Here is a 14,993-nt window from a genome sequence, read left to right on the forward strand (position 1 = left end):
TCAATCCTCCCGCTTGATTTTTGTTTGATTAATTTTAAGCTTTCTACCCTCATGCAGGCAATAATAAAATTATTGGGCCTGCTTTTGAATGGATGCCAGCAAGGCGTTCAAATGATCCAGCTGTTCCACTATCTCCCTATAATATCCCCTGCCCAGGCCGCTGGCCAGCACATCCTGCAGGCGGCTGGCCACAGCATCATATGCCCGGCGCAGTTCCTCCTCACCCACCGGCAGGGCCGGGGTAAGCTGGACTTCTTCCTCGAGCACGGGGATGTGCACCGCAAAACCGTAGCGCAGGGCTATATCCCGGGCCAGGGCACTCATGGAGGAAGGTTCTCCATGAACCAGGAAAACTTTTTGAGGCGGTTTTTGCAGGTGCCCCAGCCAATCCAGCAGTTCCTCCTTATCCGCATGGGAGGAATAGCTATCGATACTCCTGATGTCTGCCCGTACGGCCACTTCTTCCCCGTGCAGGCGCACAAATTTGGCCCCGTTCTTTATCTTGCGGCCCTTGGTTCCCGGGGCCTGGTAGCCAACAAATAAAACGGTGCACTCGGGACGCCACAGGTTATGGCGCAGGTGGTGCTTAATCCTGCCGGCCTCGCACATACCGCTGGCCGAGATAATGATGGCACCGCTTTTTATCTTATTCAGGGCCACGGATTCTTCGGTGGTGCGGGCAAACTCCAGGGCGGCCATGGTCAGGGGGTCCTTTCCACTAGCCATGAGCTCCTGGGTTTCAGAGTCAAAATAAGGCCTGTATTTCTTGAAAACTTCCGTCGCCGCCACCGCCATGGGGCTATCAATATAAACCTTCATGGGCGGGAAACGGTTGCTGGTAATCAGGAGATTGAGATCATAAATTAAATCCTGGGTACGCTCCACAGCAAAAGCAGGAATAATTAAATTACCGCCCTTGCGATAAGTTTCCCAGATAATATCGTGCAGGAGGTTCAAATGCTCCTCCTGTTCCGCATGCAGGCGGTCACCGTAGGTTGATTCCAAAAAGATAAAATCGGCATGTTCAACATACGAAGGGTCGTTCAGGTAAGGCTTATTTTTTCTCCCCAGATCGCCGGTAAAAAGAAGCCTGGATTCCTGCGCCCCTTCCTTTATCGTAAGCTCCACCATGGCCGAACCAAGGATGTGTCCCGCTTCCAAAAAGCGTACGCTGATCTCTTTGGTAAGATTCACCGTCTGGCCGTAATCGACTGGTTGAAAAAAATTCATGGCCCGGTGGGCGTCCTCAACGTTATAAATTGGTTCTATGAGCGGGCGGCCGGCCCGGGCAGCCTTGCGGTTAAGCCTTTCCACCTCCATTTCCTGGATATGCCCGCTGTCGGGCAGCATGACGGCGCACAGATCGATGGTAGCCGGGGTAGCCAGAATCTTTCCGCGAAAACCATGCTTCACCAGTTTGGGAATCAAACCGCTGTGATCTATATGGGCGTGGGTAAGCAGAACATAATCCACACTGAGTGGCGAAAAAGAAAAAGGGCGGTAGTTACGCTCCCGTAAAGCCCGGGGCCCCTGGAACATCCCGCAATCCACCATTATCCTGATGGGACCTGTTTCCAGGAGAAAACAGGAGCCTGTAACCGTCTGCGCGGCTCCCAAAAAACGAACGCGCATGTAAATCCTCCTAACTGCTTATTTATTCTTTCGGCTATTCAATTACTACTCCCTTTTTTTAATAATTCCCTCTCCCCTCGGCCAATCCCTCCCCGGACGGGTGAAAAAGCTTGCCTTGACAGGGGACAATCTGCGGCGTAAGCTAAAAATAGCCGGGGAGTCCGGCCCGTCCATGGAGAAAGGAGTGTTACCAGATGCCCATTTACGAATTTCGCTGTCATACCTGCGGTCACCGCTTTGAAAAATTATGCTCGCTGGGAGAAGGTGGAGAACACCAGGTCTGCCCGGCATGCCGGGCCACCGGCGCGGAACGGGTTATGAGCAGCTTCGCCTCACCGGGCAACCGGGATGCGGGCGGCAGCTCCGGCAGCGGCAGTAGTTGCAGCGGCTGCTCCGGAGGAAGCTGCGCCACCTGCGGGCACTGAAAAAAGGGGCCGACAGGCCCCTTTTCAGATGGTTGACCAGCTCTTTATGTGCCCTGGTTTTAAAGGAGAAGCGACCTGGAGTGAGCGCCGCCGGGCCGGGCCAGGGCGACGGGACGAGGCGGGGCCGCGGACAGGACGTCCGCGGAGGCCACCTGAACACAGGAGGTGTGAATGTGGCCGGTACCCGCCGAAGACCGGAGCCGGGGCCCAGGGCCCGGCCAGCGAAACGACCGGGAGCGACGGGTAAAACCAGGGCACATCGCGGATGTAATTTATCTACAGTCAAAGGGCAGGTACCGCCATGGTACCTGCCCCGTTCTCTTTTACTGTCCACCCCACGGGGCAATGACCACCCGCCCGCAGGCCAGGGATGCGGGTACATCGATCACCCGCTGGTTGCTGGAGCCGCGGAAGGGTAGTTCCGGATCCCTTTTTTCCTGGATAAAAGGTCCATCCACAATATAATCGGAAAGCTCCACCAGCTCTTTTACCGCCCCGTCCCTCCCGGCCAGTTCCAGGAGCTTCTCCCAGGTATAACCTGTATACGTAATTACATCCCGGCCCAGGGCACGCACCTGCCGGGCCAGAACAGCGAGGGCACCGGCCTGGGCAAAGGGCTCACCCCCGGAAAGGGTTACCCCTTTTAACAGGGGATTCCTTTTAACCATGGCCAGGATTTCTTCCACCTCCATCAGGGTGCCCCCGGCCGGGTCCCAGGTGTGGGGATTATGGCAACCGGGACAGCGATGGGGACAGCCCTGGACAAAAACCACCAGCCGCAGGCCGGGCCCGTCCACCACACTTTCTTCAATTATCCCGGCTACGCGCAAGCGCATGTTCATCTCTCCCGCGAAAAATCTCTAACGCAGGCTGTGGGGCAGGCGGTCGTTCAATTCCGCCACCTTGCTGTCATTGAAACGATCCACGGTGGAAAGATAACCGGTTATCCGCCGCACCCGCCGGATGGCAGCCGACCCGCAGCGGGGGCAGGTGCTTTCATTGATCACACCCGTCAGGTTGCATCCGGTACAGAAATCCACCGGGAAGTTAATGGCCGCATAACCCATGTCGCAGGCCGCCATGTGCCGAATGATGGCTTCCACCGCCTCAAGGTTATGTACCGGCGGCGAGGCCATTTCCACATAGCTGATGTGCCCGGCGTTGCAGTACTTGTGGTACGGCCCCTCCAGGCTGATCTTCTCAAAACTGCTTATGGGATAATAAACCGGTATATGGAATGAATTGGTGTAATATTCCCGGTCTGTCACCCCGGGAATAATACCGAACTCCCGCCGGTCCAGGTGTACAAACCGCCCGGAGAGCCCTTCGGCCGGTGTAGCCAGCAGGGTATAGTTCAGGTTGTACTCCTCACAGGCCTCATCAATGCGCCGGCGCATAAAGGCTACAATCTCCTGGCCCAGGGCCTGGGATTCCTCGCTCTGGCCGTGATGCTGGCCGGTCAGGGCTACCAGGGCTTCGGCCAGGCCGATAAACCCCACGGCCAGGGTACCGTTGACAATGGCCGGCTCGATACAGTCCTCTTCCTTCAGACCCTCCGAACCGAGATAGAGCCCCTGTCCCATGACAAAGGGCATGTCCTTAACCCTGAGCCTGGCCTGTACCCGGAACCGGTGATAAAGCTGCCTTATGGCCAGCTCCATAACCTCCGCCAGGAGCTCATAAAACCGCTTGATATTCCGCTCGGCTTTAATACCCAGCCGGGGAAGGTTGATGGTGGTGAAGGACAAATTACCCCTTCCCGGCGTCACTTCCGGACCCCTCCGGTTGGCCATCACCCGGCTGCGGCAGCCCATGTAGGCCACCTGGTCCCCGTAAGGACGGTTGAAAGAAGAATCCATAAAGGCAAAGGATGGATTCAGCCTCTTACTGGCTACCCGGATAGCTAGCTGGAATAAGTCATAGTTTGGATCTCCCGGCTCAAAGTTAACCCCTTTTTTGAGGCGGAAGATGATATTGGGGAAAATGGGATTTTCCCCCCGCCCCAGCCCGGCTTCATAGGCCAGAAGCAGGTTGCGGGTTACCTTGCGACCGGCCTCGGAAGTGTCGGTGCCCAGGTTGATGCTGGAAAATGGCACCTGGCTCCCGGCCCGGGAATGCATGGAATTAAGGTTGTACACCAGCGCTTCCATGGCCTGGTATGTCTCGTTTTCATCCGCATTCTCCACAAAGGGAGCCATCTGCCGGTCAAAGAAAGGAAAGGACTGCCCCCCGAACATGTCATTTTGTGAGCTCTGCAGGATAATTGCTGCCAGGGCCGTGGCCGAGGTGGGCCGCCTGGGAGGCCGGATATAGCCGTGACCGGTGTTAAAACCCTCCGTTAGGAGCCTGTCCAGCGGTATCTGCAGGCAGTTCAGGGTTTTGGCGTACCAGTCGAGATCGTGAATGTGGATATCCCCCCGCATGTGGGCGCCGGAAAAATCCTCATCCAGGAGGCGGGTGAGATAATATTTCTTGCTGGCGGCACTGGCAATCTGCAGCATTTTCGCCGAAGGGGAATTACCCACATTGGCATTTTCCCGGTTGGTTTCAGCCAGGATTTCCTCCACCGCATCCATTAAGTCGCCCTTGGCCTCCCGGATGCGGGTTCGTTTATCCCGGTAAAGGATGTAAGCCTTGGCGGTGCGAGCGTGACCGGCCTCAATGAGCACCTTTTCCACCACATCCTGAACATCTTCCACGCCAAAAACCTGGCCGTTGTACTTTTTCTTCAGCATCTTGAGAACTTCAATGGTCAGCTCCATGGCCGTCTGGCGGTCCTCGCCCCCCACCGCCCGGGCAGCCTTGAAGATGGCATCGGTAATCTTGGTCTCGTCAAAGGGCACTTCCCGCCCATCCCGCTTCCGGATAACCTTAAACAAGCTGGCAGCCTCCTCTATAACCTGATGTGAAAAAATGCTACGATTAAAATTTAATGATTAACTGAATACACCAGCTGCAAATAACGGCTCGCTTACGGTTTTTCGGACAGACGCTGGATTTCCCGCAAAAATTCCTCCACGTCCCGGAACTCCCGGTAAACGGAGGCAAAGCGCACGTAGGCCACCCCATCCAGAACCCGCAGCCGGTCCATAATCATCTCGCCAATTTGCCGGCTGGAAACCTCCAGCTCCGCCGTGCTGCGCAATGTGCGCTCCACCTCGTCCACCATGGCCTCAAGGGTGGTCATGGATACGGGACGTTTCTGGCAGGCCTTCACCAGTCCGGCCAGGAGCTTGTTACGGTTGAAAACCTCCCGCCGGCCGTCCTTCTTGACCACCACCAGGGGCAGTTCATCCACTCTTTCATAGGTGGTAAAACGCCGGGCACAACCTGCACATTCCCTCCTGCGGCGGATGGAGTAACCGTCCTCCGCCGGACGGGAATCCAGCACCCGGCTTTCCGAAAAACCGCAAAAGGGACAGCGCACGCTGCCTCACCACTCTCTTATCACAGGCCTGGAACGGATTTTTATATATGTAGTACAGCTGGCAGAGATATTATACTATATATTGGGGTAAAAACAAAAACGCAAAAAGGGCACCTCCTGACCAAACATAAATCATTTACTCCTTCTCTGTTCCCCGGAGGCACCCTTTTCATATTTTTCCCTTATCCGGAATGCTTGTCTCCCCTTCCAGGGGAAAACATCACCGGCCGGCGGGCCCTTAGAAAAACCTTTCCTTCCCGTTACCCGCAGAACTGTTATCCGGCCTTACTTCCGTAATATCCCGCAGGTCGATCAGGATTACGTCCAGGCCGATTTTTTTTATTTTATGCCAGGGAACTATAATTTCCTCCTCCCGGCCGAACAAACCCAGAAAACGGCTGCTCTGACCGGGGAGAATGATGGCGCTGACGCGCCCCTGTTCCAGGTCAATGTCAATATCCTTAATTGGCCCCATGCGGCGCCCGTCGGCAATATTGATCACTTCCCGCATGCGCAGATCCGATACCTTTACCACCTTCCCTGCACCCCCTGGCATATTATATGCCACCGGGCGGGCAGGTTGAACCGGGCACGCGCTGAAAAATTGTTCACAGCAGCCTAAACATGGAAGAGATGATCCAGCCAGCTACGCGTACCGGCAAGGAAATCCAGGATGCGGAAGCGAAATTCCACGGTAGTACCATCGGGGGAATTTACCTTCAAAACAGCACCTTCATCCCGGCTGTCTTCACGGGGAGGGGCCAGGGTGGCCACGGCGGGCGGCCCGGACCACTTAAAAGCCGGTTCCGCCTTTCCGGCAGCACCTTCCTCCGGCGGGGTTAAATCCTTTTTATCCCCGGCCGGTTCGCGGGTTACTTCCGGCTCCTGCCGGTTATCCTGAACATCCACAAAACAAAGGGGAGGGAACAGCACGCACCACCAGTTGGCACCCGCACCCTTACCGATAACCACCCGCACCGCTTCATACTCACCGGCGGGCAGGATCAGGTCGTGAATTGCCCCCGGTCCGGCACCGGCCACATGATAGGTCCGGGCTGGAAAATGATAACGCCCCAGCGATACGGTAACGGGATAATCCGCACCGGACTCGCGAATGGTTTGCCTGGCCAGTTGCTCCATATAATCCAGCTTATCCCGGGCAATGGCCCTGGCTTCTTCCACACTGCCAGCCTGCTGGAAATAAGGGGTCATGGCCTGCACAAGAACATCACGGACCCGCAATTTTAAAGCCTGATCGGCAGGTGAATTGCTGTTGGCCATAACATGGAAGCGGATCAAATGATCGGGGCGGTAGGGATAATCCACAACCTGCCGGTACCAGCCCCACCCGGCCAGTAAAATACACATCAGTAAAACCCAGAATCCGATCCGCTTTAGTGAAAACATTCCTTGTTCCCCCATTATTCAATCTGCAAATGTTTGTTCTAATCCTAGTTTTACCCGTATTTCGACACTTTAAACGTTGCTGTCAAAAGGGGGAAATGAAAAAGGAACGACAGTACCTATAAATATTTACGCATATTATTCAGGGCAGCTTTCTCCAGGCGGGAAACCTGGGCCTGGGAAATGCCAATTTCTTCGGCCACTTCCATCTGGGTTTTACCTTCATAAAAACGGAGGGTGAGAATTAATTTTTCCCGCTCGCTCAATCTCCCCAGGGCATCCCTTATGGCAATACCCTCCAGCCAGTTCTGATCGTGGTTCTTTTCATCTTTAATCTGGTCCATGACAAAAATGGGGTCCCCTCCGTCATGATATATGGGCTCAAAAAGGGAGATGGGCTCCTGGATGGCGTCCAGGGCAAAAACTATCTCTTCCCGGGGCAACTTCAGCTCCCCGGCAATTTCATTAATCGAAGGTTCGCGGGAATATTTGTTGACCAGGTTATCCCTTACCTGCAGGGCTTTATAGGCGATATCCCGTAAAGAGCGGCTCACGCGAATGGAGTTATTGTCCCTTAAATAACGGCGGATTTCACCAATAATCATGGGAACTGCATAGGTGGAAAACTTGACATTCTGGGAGAGGTCGAAATTATCAATGGCCTTCATCAATCCGATGCAACCCACCTGAAAGAGGTCGTCCACATATTCACCGCGGTTGGTAAAGCGCTGGATTACCGAAAGTACCAGGCGCAGGTTGCCATTTATCAACTGGGTTCGGGCTTCCCGGTCTCCATTATGCATTGCTTCGAACAACTGGCGCATCTGGGCCCCCGTCAGCAGGGGTAGCTTGGAGGTGTTCACACCACTGATCTCTACCTTGTTCAGCAGCATGGAAGACCGCCCACCTCTTTTCAAATTTTTTTGCGCTTGGCCATAACCTCATTATTACCCCGGCTACCTGCTCTTATACATAAATAAAAAAACCCGGCTTGCCGGGAACAGCGGAATCTTATTCCAGCCGGTGCATCTCTTTTTTCAACCGTTTGATTATTCTCTTCTCCAGCCGCGATATATAGGACTGGGAAATACCGAGCATATCGGCCACTTCTTTCTGGGTTTTTTCCACCCCGTTATTCAGACCAAACCGCAGCTCCATAATCTTGCGTTCGCGGCCACTCAATTTGTTCAGCGCCATGTACAGGAGCTTTTTATCTATTTCATCCTCAATATATTTATAAATAATATCGTTCTCCGTACCCAGGACATCGGAGAGCAGCAACTCGTTGCCCTCCCAGTCAATGTTTAAAGGTTCGTCAAAAGACACTTCAGCCCTGGTTTTATTGTTGCGCCGCAGGTACATGAGAATTTCGTTTTCAATACAGCGGGAAGCATAGGTGGCCAGTTTAATCTTCTTGGCCGGGTCGAAAGTGTTCACCGCCTTTATCAACCCGATGGTTCCTATGGAAACCAGGTCCTCTATCCCCACACCCGTATTTTCAAACTTGCGGGCTATGTACACCACCAGGCGGAGGTTGCGTTCGATGAGCACGGTACGTACGGCGGTATCCCCGGCCTCCAGCTTGTTGATTAAAAAAGATTCCTCATCGTTGGAAAGGGGTGGTGGAAGCGCCTCACTGCTGCCCACATAAAATACTTCACGGCGCCAGCCCAGCCAGGTTGTCAACCTGATCAAAAACAGGCGGCAATGCCATTTCAACTGTACAATTGGCGGCAAAGACATATTTCCACCCCCACCTCAATCTGACCTCTATACCTCAGGCCGCCCCGGCCAGTGCCGGGGGCACCAGCGCTTGATAACTTCCCAGGGCATGCCTGTAAATACCTATAACTACCTGCTGGATGCGAGCCCGGCCGTCCCGCCGGTAAATTTCCACCCGGTCCGGGCGAATGCCCACCATCATTCCCTGCTCCCGGCCCACAGAGCGGAAAGGAATTAAACAGATGCGGGACGCCCAGCCGGTACCGGCCAGGGCTGCCAGCAGGGAGGGGTCGCCGGAATCCCCCCACCTTTCAATAACCTGCTGCAGGGATGGGGGCAGGGCGGGCAGCAGGGCGCTGTACTCCACGACAATCACCGGGTAACCGGTAAGGGGGTCCTGCAAACTGTTGCCCGTATCCACCAGGCCCTGCACTTCCACCCGCCGGCCAGCCATTTCCACTGCCAGTTTCACCCTGTATCCTTGCTGTTCCAGCCGCTGGTGCATGATTAAAGCCAGCACGCGTCCCCCACCCACCAGAGCCGCAACCGCCAGTAAAAGGCCGGGCCAGAAATACCGCTGGATAATATTCAGGGTCTGGTTGACGGCGGGGGCAAACCCCCCGCTGGAATAAAGGAAATATATAATCCCCAGCCAGAGCCCCCCCAGGGCAAAGGAGGAGAGGTAAAAAAATATCATACAGGCGAGCAATCTCTTCAGGGGAAGGGGGGCAAAGGCTCCTAAAACCATGATGGAAGAAAAGAACAATTTAAAAGGTAAACTGAATAACTGGTTGTAACCCGGAAGAAAAAAGAACAATGTGTATAAGCTGCCCAGAGCACTGGATAAAACCAGGCGAAATATAGTTGTCCTTACCTGTGACAGCCGCCCGGCAGTCCACAATAAAATATAGTTGAGGAGCAAGTTGCCCGCCAGGACCTGATCCACATAAACAACGTAGCCGGTCATCCAGCCCACTCCCACAACGGCCATGCACAGCCCTCTACCATTTATATGACCGCCCGCGGTACTCTATGACAACCTTATTAATCCAGCATTTCCACAGGCCAAAAGAAAAGCCTGGCTTAATTATACACCACCAGACTGGTAATAAATGTCATTCCATGTTTACCGGGTTCCCCTTTTTTTCTTGTTTTCAGGCCCTCTTTCGGGATCAACCAGAAGCTGGGTACCCCTGATGCGGTTCAAGTCCTCCTTGCGATTTCCCTTAACCTCCACAGTTTTTTCATGCTCCGGGTGTTCCAAGTTCATTCCCTCCTTCTGCGCTTAGTGTGCACAAAAAATAAAAAGCCATGTCATCAAGACAGGCTTTTTCAAAAACTACCGGCAAAATAGCGCTTAACCGCGCCGGCGCAGGAAGGCCGGGATATCAAGATCATCGTGGTTGGTGAAGGGTTTAATCTCCAGCTCATCCCTGGGCCGCTCTTTTTTAACCACCTTTTGGTCAAAGCCGGTGGCTATAACCGTCACCCGCACCTCATCTTCCATACGTTCATCGATCACAGCACCAAAAATTATGTTGGCCTCGGGATCGGCAGCCTGGGAGATAATCTCAGCCGCCTCATTGACCTCAAAAAGACCCAGTGATGTCCCTCCGGTTATATTCAGCAGCACGCCCCTGGCCCCTTCAATGGATGTTTCCAGCAGGGGACTGGAAATGGCCATCCGGGCGGCTTCCGTGGCCCGGTTCTCACCGCTGGCCAGCCCTATGCCCATAAGGGCGGAGCCGGTCTCCTTCATGATCGTTTTTACGTCGGCAAAATCCAGGTTAATCAGGCCGGGAACGGCAATCAAATCCGAAATACCCTGTACCCCCTGGCGCAGAACGTCGTCCGCTATGCGAAAAGCTTCCACAATGGAGGTGTGCTTATCTATAACCTGCAGCAGGCGGTCGTTGGGAATGGTAATCAGGGTGTCCACTTTCCCCTTCAGGTTTTGAATACCCATCTCCGCCTGGTTCATCCGCTTCCTGCCCTCGAAGGTAAAGGGCTTGGTGACCACACCCACAGTCAGGGCACCCAGTTCTTTGGCCACTTCAGCCACCACCGGTGCTGCTCCGGTGCCGGTTCCCCCTCCCATACCGGCAGTGACAAAAACCATATCCGCTCCTTTTAAAGCCTGGATAATTTCATCCCGGCTTTCTTCAGCAGCTTTCTGCCCGATCTCCGGGTTCGCACCGGCACCCAGCCCCTTGGTTAACTTGGCCCCAATTTGAATTTTATTGCTCGTCTGGGCCAGCTGGAGAGCCTGGGCATCGGTATTGACGGCAATAAACTCCACCCCCCGCAGGCCGGCCATGATCATCCGGTTGACAGCGTTGTTACCTGCTCCTCCCACTCCAATAACTTTAATATTGGCAAGCTGGTTGTTCTCGAGTTCAAAATCGAGCATGACAATCCCCCTCTAGAATTCCTGAAAGCAAGATTAGCTCTCCAAACCGCTGCCGCGGGGATAACCCCGGCGTATATACTCAAAGATTTGTTTTACACCCCTTGTTCCCAGCCGGAAATCCCCGGCTGCCACCGCCAGCTTTTGCTCCCCCTGGCCGGCTGCTTCCACCGCGGCACGCCTGGCCAGAAGGCGGGCAGCCTGGTAGTCCGGTTCTTCTGTTATTACCCGGACAGGTAACTGTAAAATCCGGGAAGCCAGGTCCGGCAACCCCTTTAACAGGGAACCACCCCCGGTGAATACCACTCCACCCGGCAGGGCCTCCCCCGGGGCGAGCCTGTAAATGCTCTGCTTAATCAAATCAAGAATCTCCAGCACCCTGGACTCGATTATTTGCCTCACGACAGCAAGGCTGGCCCGCCGGGAGGCCCGGCCATCCATGGTTGGTAATTCCACCCACTTCGCTTCCTGGGGCAAAAGACCAATTTCCTTTTTCATTCGTTCCGCTGCTTCCAGGGACGTTCTCACACCAATGGCCAGGTCACTGGTAATGTGTTCCCCACCCACAGGAATAACGAATAAATCCACGGGGGCACCGCCCTTGCAGAAAGTGACAGCAGTTGTCCCGCCACCAAAATCCACCAGCACCGCACCCAGTTCTCTTTCCACGGTGGTTAAAACCTCCCGGGCCAGCACCAGTGAGTTTACCACAACCTCCTTAACCCGCAAACCTGCGCTTTCCACCGACGTAACCAGCTGCTCAACCATCTGACTATCTGCAGTTATCACCCGTGCTTCCAGGGATAATCGCGAACCAGTACGACCGGCGGGGTTGCCCCTCACAGGAAGGCCGTCAACCTTGAACTCCACCGGAATTACCTGTAAAACCCGCCTTCCAGCAGGTATCTCCACCTGCCTGATTAACTGCATCAGGGTGGATATATCACCGGCAGTAATTTTTTTATTATTTCCAATAGTTATATCGGCATGCCTGGTGAGTATGTTTACACCATGGCCGGAAAACCCCACGCTTACAGTACCGATCCTGCACCCGGCCGCTTCCCGGGCCATTTCTACAGCCCGCTTGATAGCCTGAGCTGCGCCTTCCATATCTACCACGATGCCTTTACGCATCCCCAGGGACGGGCACCAGCCCATTCCAGCCACCCGTTCCGGATCGGCAACCCGGGTTACCACCGCCACCATGCTGGATGTCCCCACATCCAGGCCGGCCACAAATCCCCTTGCAGTCAAGCGGGGCACCCCCCTCAAACAGTTACTAAAAATGTAAAATTCTACGCCGGTACTTTTTTCCCTCTAAAAGCCGGCTTTTATTTTATTTTTTTAAACAGGTGACGCCGGATAATGGCCAGGTTCTGGAATAAACGCACCCCGAAGGCTACCACAGCAGCCAGGTAGAGATCGATCCCCAGACGCTCCCCGATAAAAGCCAGGACGGCAGCCAGGAGGGCATTGCTGAAAAAACCGGAAATAAAAACGGTATTGTCAAATTGATCCTCCATAGCCGCCCGGATCCCGCCAAAAACCGAATCCAGGGCGGCCAGGGCGGCCACGGAAAGGTACTTGGCATAAACCTGGGGCAGTACCAGGGGAATGTTGAGCCCCAGCAGCACACCTATAACCAGGCCGGCAACGGCCAGCCAGATGCCCAACCACATAGCTTTCTCACCCTTTTAATACTGGTTTGGCATAGCGAAATTCCATCGGCCGGGTATAACCCGGCAGGGTAAGCTGTTCATAGGGCCGGATGCTTACCTGAACCCCCAGATCCCGCAGGTACTCCACCAGCCCGCCGGGTATTTCCAGGGCGCTTTTCAGGTTCTCCGGTTCACCAATGGCCAGTATATGATACGGGGGTACTACCCTCGTCAGGTTGACATTGATAAAAGGGGCCGCCCAGCGGATTTCCGTTTGGGCTACGATGCGCTGGCCGTTTATGGACAGGGCCTCCGCCCCTGCACCCCGCAGTTCATTGATCACCCGCAGGAGATCCTCGTCCCGGATGGTATAAAGGCTGGCCGGCCCCTTTCCACCAGGTTGCTGGGGAGGGTTGTCCAGGGTTACCTCAATGCCGGGACCGGTTACGGGAACCAGTCCGGCCAGCAGCCTGGCCTTGGCCAGCTCATCTTCAAGGGCTTTCTCCGCCTCGGCCTGGCCACGGGTAGCCCGGTCCAGCTTGAGGTTCAGGTCACTGGCCTCGGCTTTAAGCTTGCTCTTGTCTTTTTCCAGCTGGCGCAGTTCCAGGGCCAGTTCCTGCGCCCGCCCGGCCGGGACGCCCTGTTCAATATGCCTGGTAACCCGGAACTGGAACGCAATCAGTATACCCAGAACCACCGCCACCAGTGCGAGGGACAGGTAAGTAGGTAATTTTGCCGGTAGTTTCATTGCTTTTCACCACCCTCCAGCGGGCGGGCAAAATCAAAACGCACTCCCCCCGTATAGGCAGGCACCGTAAGCTGGGCCACTTTTTTAACTTCCACCTGAATGCCCCAGAAGCGCAGCTGTTCCACAACTCCACCCCGCATGAGGAGGGAGTTAACTAAATTATCAGGATTCCCAATGGCGGAGATGACAAAAGGAGGGGTCAAACGCTGGTTGCGGTTGGTCAGGATGGTGGGGCCGATACAGCGTATTTCGCTGGTTGCCAGCATACGCTGGCCGTTAATGGATATGGCTTCTGCTCCGGCAGCCTTCAATTCATTGATAATTTTCAGCACATCCTCATCATGCAGGACATAAAGGTTGGGATTTTGTCCCGGCTGGATAACCTGGTTGCTATCATTTAAGGTTATCATCACCCCGGGTCCGCTGACCTCTACCAGCCCGGCAGCAATGCGCACCCGGTTCAGCTCCTCCTTCAGCGCGTCCAGGCGGGGTCCGGCCGTTACCTCATCCAGGTGTGCCCGCAGCTCGGTTACCTGCCGCTGGAGTTCATCCCGTTCTTTCCTGGCCTGGTTAACCTGAGCGGCCAGGTTCTGTGCCTGCTTAACCGGTGGGGTTTCCTGAATATCCCTGGTCAAACGAAACTGTACCGCCAGCATTAAACCCATAACAAGCCCCACCAGGATCAGCGCCCAGTGAAATCCCCTCATTTTCACCAAACCGTGCCCCCATTTGCCCTATTCCAGGTATTTAACCACAGGAACGCCCGTAAGATCTATGTAGGCTATCTGCCGCCCCTTAACCTGCTCCAGCACCTGAAGAATAATTCCGGCCTTCTTCCGGATATCTGCTGGAGCGCCCAGGCGGCACTCAATTCCCTCCAGGGTATAGAGCACCACCTGCCCACCGGCAGTGATATGTATTTCCGAGAGCTTGCTGTACAGAGAGCCGGGAAGCTGGCCGAGCACCTTTAAAGCCGTGGCAAGTTTTGCGTCCCGGATTACGTCACCCGGAGCGGGGTCCGGTACCGCCACCCCCGTCACCACCGGAAGGGAACCGCCCACGCCGCTTTCTTTCAGGCACACCCCTTCCCCGTCAACCTGTATAAAGCCATCTTTTACAGGCAGCAAAGCCAGTGCTTTTCTTTCCTCAACCCGGATAACAATGCGGGAGGGGAATTTACGGACCAGGCTGGCGTTTTTAATGAGCGGCATGGTAAGAATACGGGATTCCGCTTCTTTTAAATTGACCTTGAAAATATTTGTTCCCGTATTTATTCCGGCAAGCTCTAAAATTTTTTCCTCCGGCACAACTCTGTTACCGGTAACTTCTATCTCGCGAACCTCAAACAGGGGTGAACCCAGAAGGATAAAAGCGGCCAGAAGAATCAGTAAGGCAAAGAAAATCCTTTCCGCAAGAAATCTTCCGGTATACCGCGGAATGCTCAAGGCCCACCACTCCTAATATTTTGCCCCGGAACCGGCTGAATTGATGCCCGCGGATACCCGGCACTTCCTTAGTACCTTTCCGGATAGCTCCAGCTGTTAAATTTTAAGGGCTGCTTTTTATCGTG

Annotated in this window: 17 protein-coding genes; 1 reads left to right on the plus strand and 16 read right to left on the minus strand. The window is 54.6% G+C overall.

What is annotated here, in order from left to right; translation table 11 throughout:
• Positions 1 to 69: 69 nt before the first annotated feature.
• A complete protein-coding gene (locus tag BR83_RS0104570) occupies positions 70 to 1,632 on the minus strand; it encodes an MBL fold metallo-hydrolase RNA specificity domain-containing protein (RefSeq protein ID WP_027356085.1) in 1,563 nt (520 codons plus the stop codon).
• A gap of 194 nt (positions 1,633 to 1,826) precedes the next feature.
• Here BR83_RS0104570 and BR83_RS0104575 point away from each other — a divergent pair, with 194 nt between their 5' ends.
• Positions 1,827 to 2,057: an FmdB family zinc ribbon protein gene (locus tag BR83_RS0104575; RefSeq protein ID WP_027356086.1), complete on the plus strand. Its 231-nt coding sequence runs from the start codon at positions 1,827 to 1,829 to the stop codon at positions 2,055 to 2,057.
• Between the two features lie 323 nt (positions 2,058 to 2,380).
• Here the strand turns inward: BR83_RS0104575 and nrdG are convergent, their stop codons facing one another.
• The 15 genes from nrdG to BR83_RS0104650 all read right to left on the minus strand — a co-directional run bounded on the left by nrdG (position 2,381) and on the right by BR83_RS0104650 (position 14,868).
• Positions 2,381 to 2,893 carry an anaerobic ribonucleoside-triphosphate reductase activating protein gene (gene nrdG / locus BR83_RS0104580; protein ID WP_027356087.1) on the minus strand — a complete coding sequence of 171 codons (513 nt, stop codon included), beginning with the start codon at positions 2,891 to 2,893 and terminating at the stop codon, positions 2,381 to 2,383.
• A gap of 24 nt (positions 2,894 to 2,917) precedes the next feature.
• The gene (gene nrdD, locus BR83_RS0104585; protein WP_027356088.1) at positions 2,918 to 4,936 is read right to left on the minus strand and encodes an anaerobic ribonucleoside-triphosphate reductase; all 2,019 of its coding nucleotides are present in this window, start codon (positions 4,934 to 4,936) and stop codon (positions 2,918 to 2,920) included.
• 92 nt (positions 4,937 to 5,028) lie between these two features.
• Positions 5,029 to 5,484 carry a transcriptional regulator NrdR gene (gene nrdR, locus BR83_RS0104590; protein WP_027356089.1) on the minus strand — a complete coding sequence of 152 codons (456 nt, stop codon included), beginning with the start codon at positions 5,482 to 5,484 and terminating at the stop codon, positions 5,029 to 5,031.
• 238 nt (positions 5,485 to 5,722) lie between these two features.
• Positions 5,723 to 6,019: a YlmC/YmxH family sporulation protein gene (locus BR83_RS0104595; protein WP_027356090.1), complete on the minus strand. Its 297-nt coding sequence runs from the start codon at positions 6,017 to 6,019 to the stop codon at positions 5,723 to 5,725.
• 83 nt (positions 6,020 to 6,102) lie between these two features.
• Positions 6,103 to 6,891: a stage II sporulation protein R gene (spoIIR, locus tag BR83_RS15060; RefSeq protein WP_051617889.1), complete on the minus strand. Its 789-nt coding sequence runs from the start codon at positions 6,889 to 6,891 to the stop codon at positions 6,103 to 6,105.
• A 116-nt stretch (positions 6,892 to 7,007) separates the two neighbouring features.
• Positions 7,008 to 7,781 (minus strand): RNA polymerase sporulation sigma factor SigG, encoded by a 774-nt coding sequence (gene sigG / locus BR83_RS0104605; protein WP_027356091.1) that lies wholly within the window; start codon positions 7,779 to 7,781, stop codon positions 7,008 to 7,010.
• A gap of 118 nt (positions 7,782 to 7,899) precedes the next feature.
• Positions 7,900 to 8,631, minus strand: a complete 732-nt coding sequence (sigE, locus tag BR83_RS0104610) for an RNA polymerase sporulation sigma factor SigE (protein WP_051617891.1) — start codon at positions 8,629 to 8,631, stop codon at positions 7,900 to 7,902.
• A gap of 34 nt (positions 8,632 to 8,665) precedes the next feature.
• Entirely contained in the window at positions 8,666 to 9,601 is a 936-nt protein-coding gene (gene spoIIGA, locus BR83_RS0104615) for a sigma-E processing peptidase SpoIIGA (protein WP_084327069.1), read from the minus strand.
• A gap of 135 nt (positions 9,602 to 9,736) precedes the next feature.
• Complete coding sequence (locus tag BR83_RS17275; RefSeq protein WP_207640173.1) at positions 9,737 to 9,880, minus strand: hypothetical protein; 144 nt, start codon at positions 9,878 to 9,880, stop codon at positions 9,737 to 9,739.
• Between the two features lie 87 nt (positions 9,881 to 9,967).
• Positions 9,968 to 11,020, minus strand: a complete 1,053-nt coding sequence (gene ftsZ, locus BR83_RS0104625) for a cell division protein FtsZ (RefSeq protein ID WP_027356094.1) — start codon at positions 11,018 to 11,020, stop codon at positions 9,968 to 9,970.
• A 33-nt stretch (positions 11,021 to 11,053) separates the two neighbouring features.
• Positions 11,054 to 12,271 carry a cell division protein FtsA gene (gene ftsA / locus BR83_RS15065; RefSeq protein ID WP_051617894.1) on the minus strand — a complete coding sequence of 406 codons (1,218 nt, stop codon included), beginning with the start codon at positions 12,269 to 12,271 and terminating at the stop codon, positions 11,054 to 11,056.
• Positions 12,272 to 12,348: 77 nt separating this feature from the next.
• Complete coding sequence (locus BR83_RS0104635) at positions 12,349 to 12,696, minus strand: small basic family protein (protein ID WP_027356095.1); 348 nt, start codon at positions 12,694 to 12,696, stop codon at positions 12,349 to 12,351.
• 7 nt (positions 12,697 to 12,703) lie between these two features.
• Positions 12,704 to 13,423: a DUF881 domain-containing protein gene (locus tag BR83_RS0104640; RefSeq protein WP_027356096.1), complete on the minus strand. Its 720-nt coding sequence runs from the start codon at positions 13,421 to 13,423 to the stop codon at positions 12,704 to 12,706.
• Entirely contained in the window at positions 13,420 to 14,130 is a 711-nt protein-coding gene (locus tag BR83_RS0104645; RefSeq protein WP_375167396.1) for a DUF881 domain-containing protein, read from the minus strand. Before BR83_RS0104645 ends, BR83_RS0104640 begins: the two co-directional genes overlap by 4 nt.
• A 27-nt stretch (positions 14,131 to 14,157) precedes the next feature.
• Positions 14,158 to 14,868: a cell division protein FtsQ/DivIB gene (locus BR83_RS0104650; RefSeq protein WP_027356098.1), complete on the minus strand. Its 711-nt coding sequence runs from the start codon at positions 14,866 to 14,868 to the stop codon at positions 14,158 to 14,160.
• Positions 14,869 to 14,993 lie beyond the last annotated feature (125 nt).

This window comes from Desulfofundulus thermocisternus DSM 10259 (genome assembly GCF_000686645.1).
Lineage (GTDB): Bacteria > Bacillota > Desulfotomaculia > Desulfotomaculales > Desulfovirgulaceae > Desulfofundulus > Desulfofundulus australicus.

Bases quoted from the DNA above. Each gene is read 5' to 3' on its own strand.
- BR83_RS0104570 (WP_027356085.1), bottom strand. From the start codon at position 1,632: ATGCGCGTTCGTTTTTTGGGAGCCGCGCAGACGGTTACAGGCTCCTGT.
- BR83_RS0104575 (WP_027356086.1), top strand. From the start codon at position 1,827: ATGCCCATTTACGAATTTCGCTGTCATACCTGCGGTCACCGCTTTGAA.
- nrdG (WP_027356087.1), bottom strand. From the start codon at position 2,893: ATGCGCTTGCGCGTAGCCGGGATAATTGAAGAAAGTGTGGTGGACGGG.
- spoIIR (WP_051617889.1), bottom strand. From the start codon at position 6,891: ATGTTTTCACTAAAGCGGATCGGATTCTGGGTTTTACTGATGTGTATT.
- sigG (WP_027356091.1), bottom strand. From the start codon at position 7,781: ATGCTGCTGAACAAGGTAGAGATCAGTGGTGTGAACACCTCCAAGCTA.
- sigE (WP_051617891.1), bottom strand. From the start codon at position 8,631: ATGTCTTTGCCGCCAATTGTACAGTTGAAATGGCATTGCCGCCTGTTT.
- spoIIGA (WP_084327069.1), bottom strand. From the start codon at position 9,601: ATGGCCGTTGTGGGAGTGGGCTGGATGACCGGCTACGTTGTTTATGTG.
- BR83_RS17275 (WP_207640173.1), bottom strand. From the start codon at position 9,880: ATGAACTTGGAACACCCGGAGCATGAAAAAACTGTGGAGGTTAAGGGA.
- ftsZ (WP_027356094.1), bottom strand. From the start codon at position 11,020: ATGCTCGATTTTGAACTCGAGAACAACCAGCTTGCCAATATTAAAGTT.
- BR83_RS0104635 (WP_027356095.1), bottom strand. From the start codon at position 12,696: ATGTGGTTGGGCATCTGGCTGGCCGTTGCCGGCCTGGTTATAGGTGTG.
- BR83_RS0104640 (WP_027356096.1), bottom strand. From the start codon at position 13,423: ATGAAACTACCGGCAAAATTACCTACTTACCTGTCCCTCGCACTGGTG.
- BR83_RS0104645 (WP_375167396.1), bottom strand. From the start codon at position 14,130: ATGAGGGGATTTCACTGGGCGCTGATCCTGGTGGGGCTTGTTATGGGT.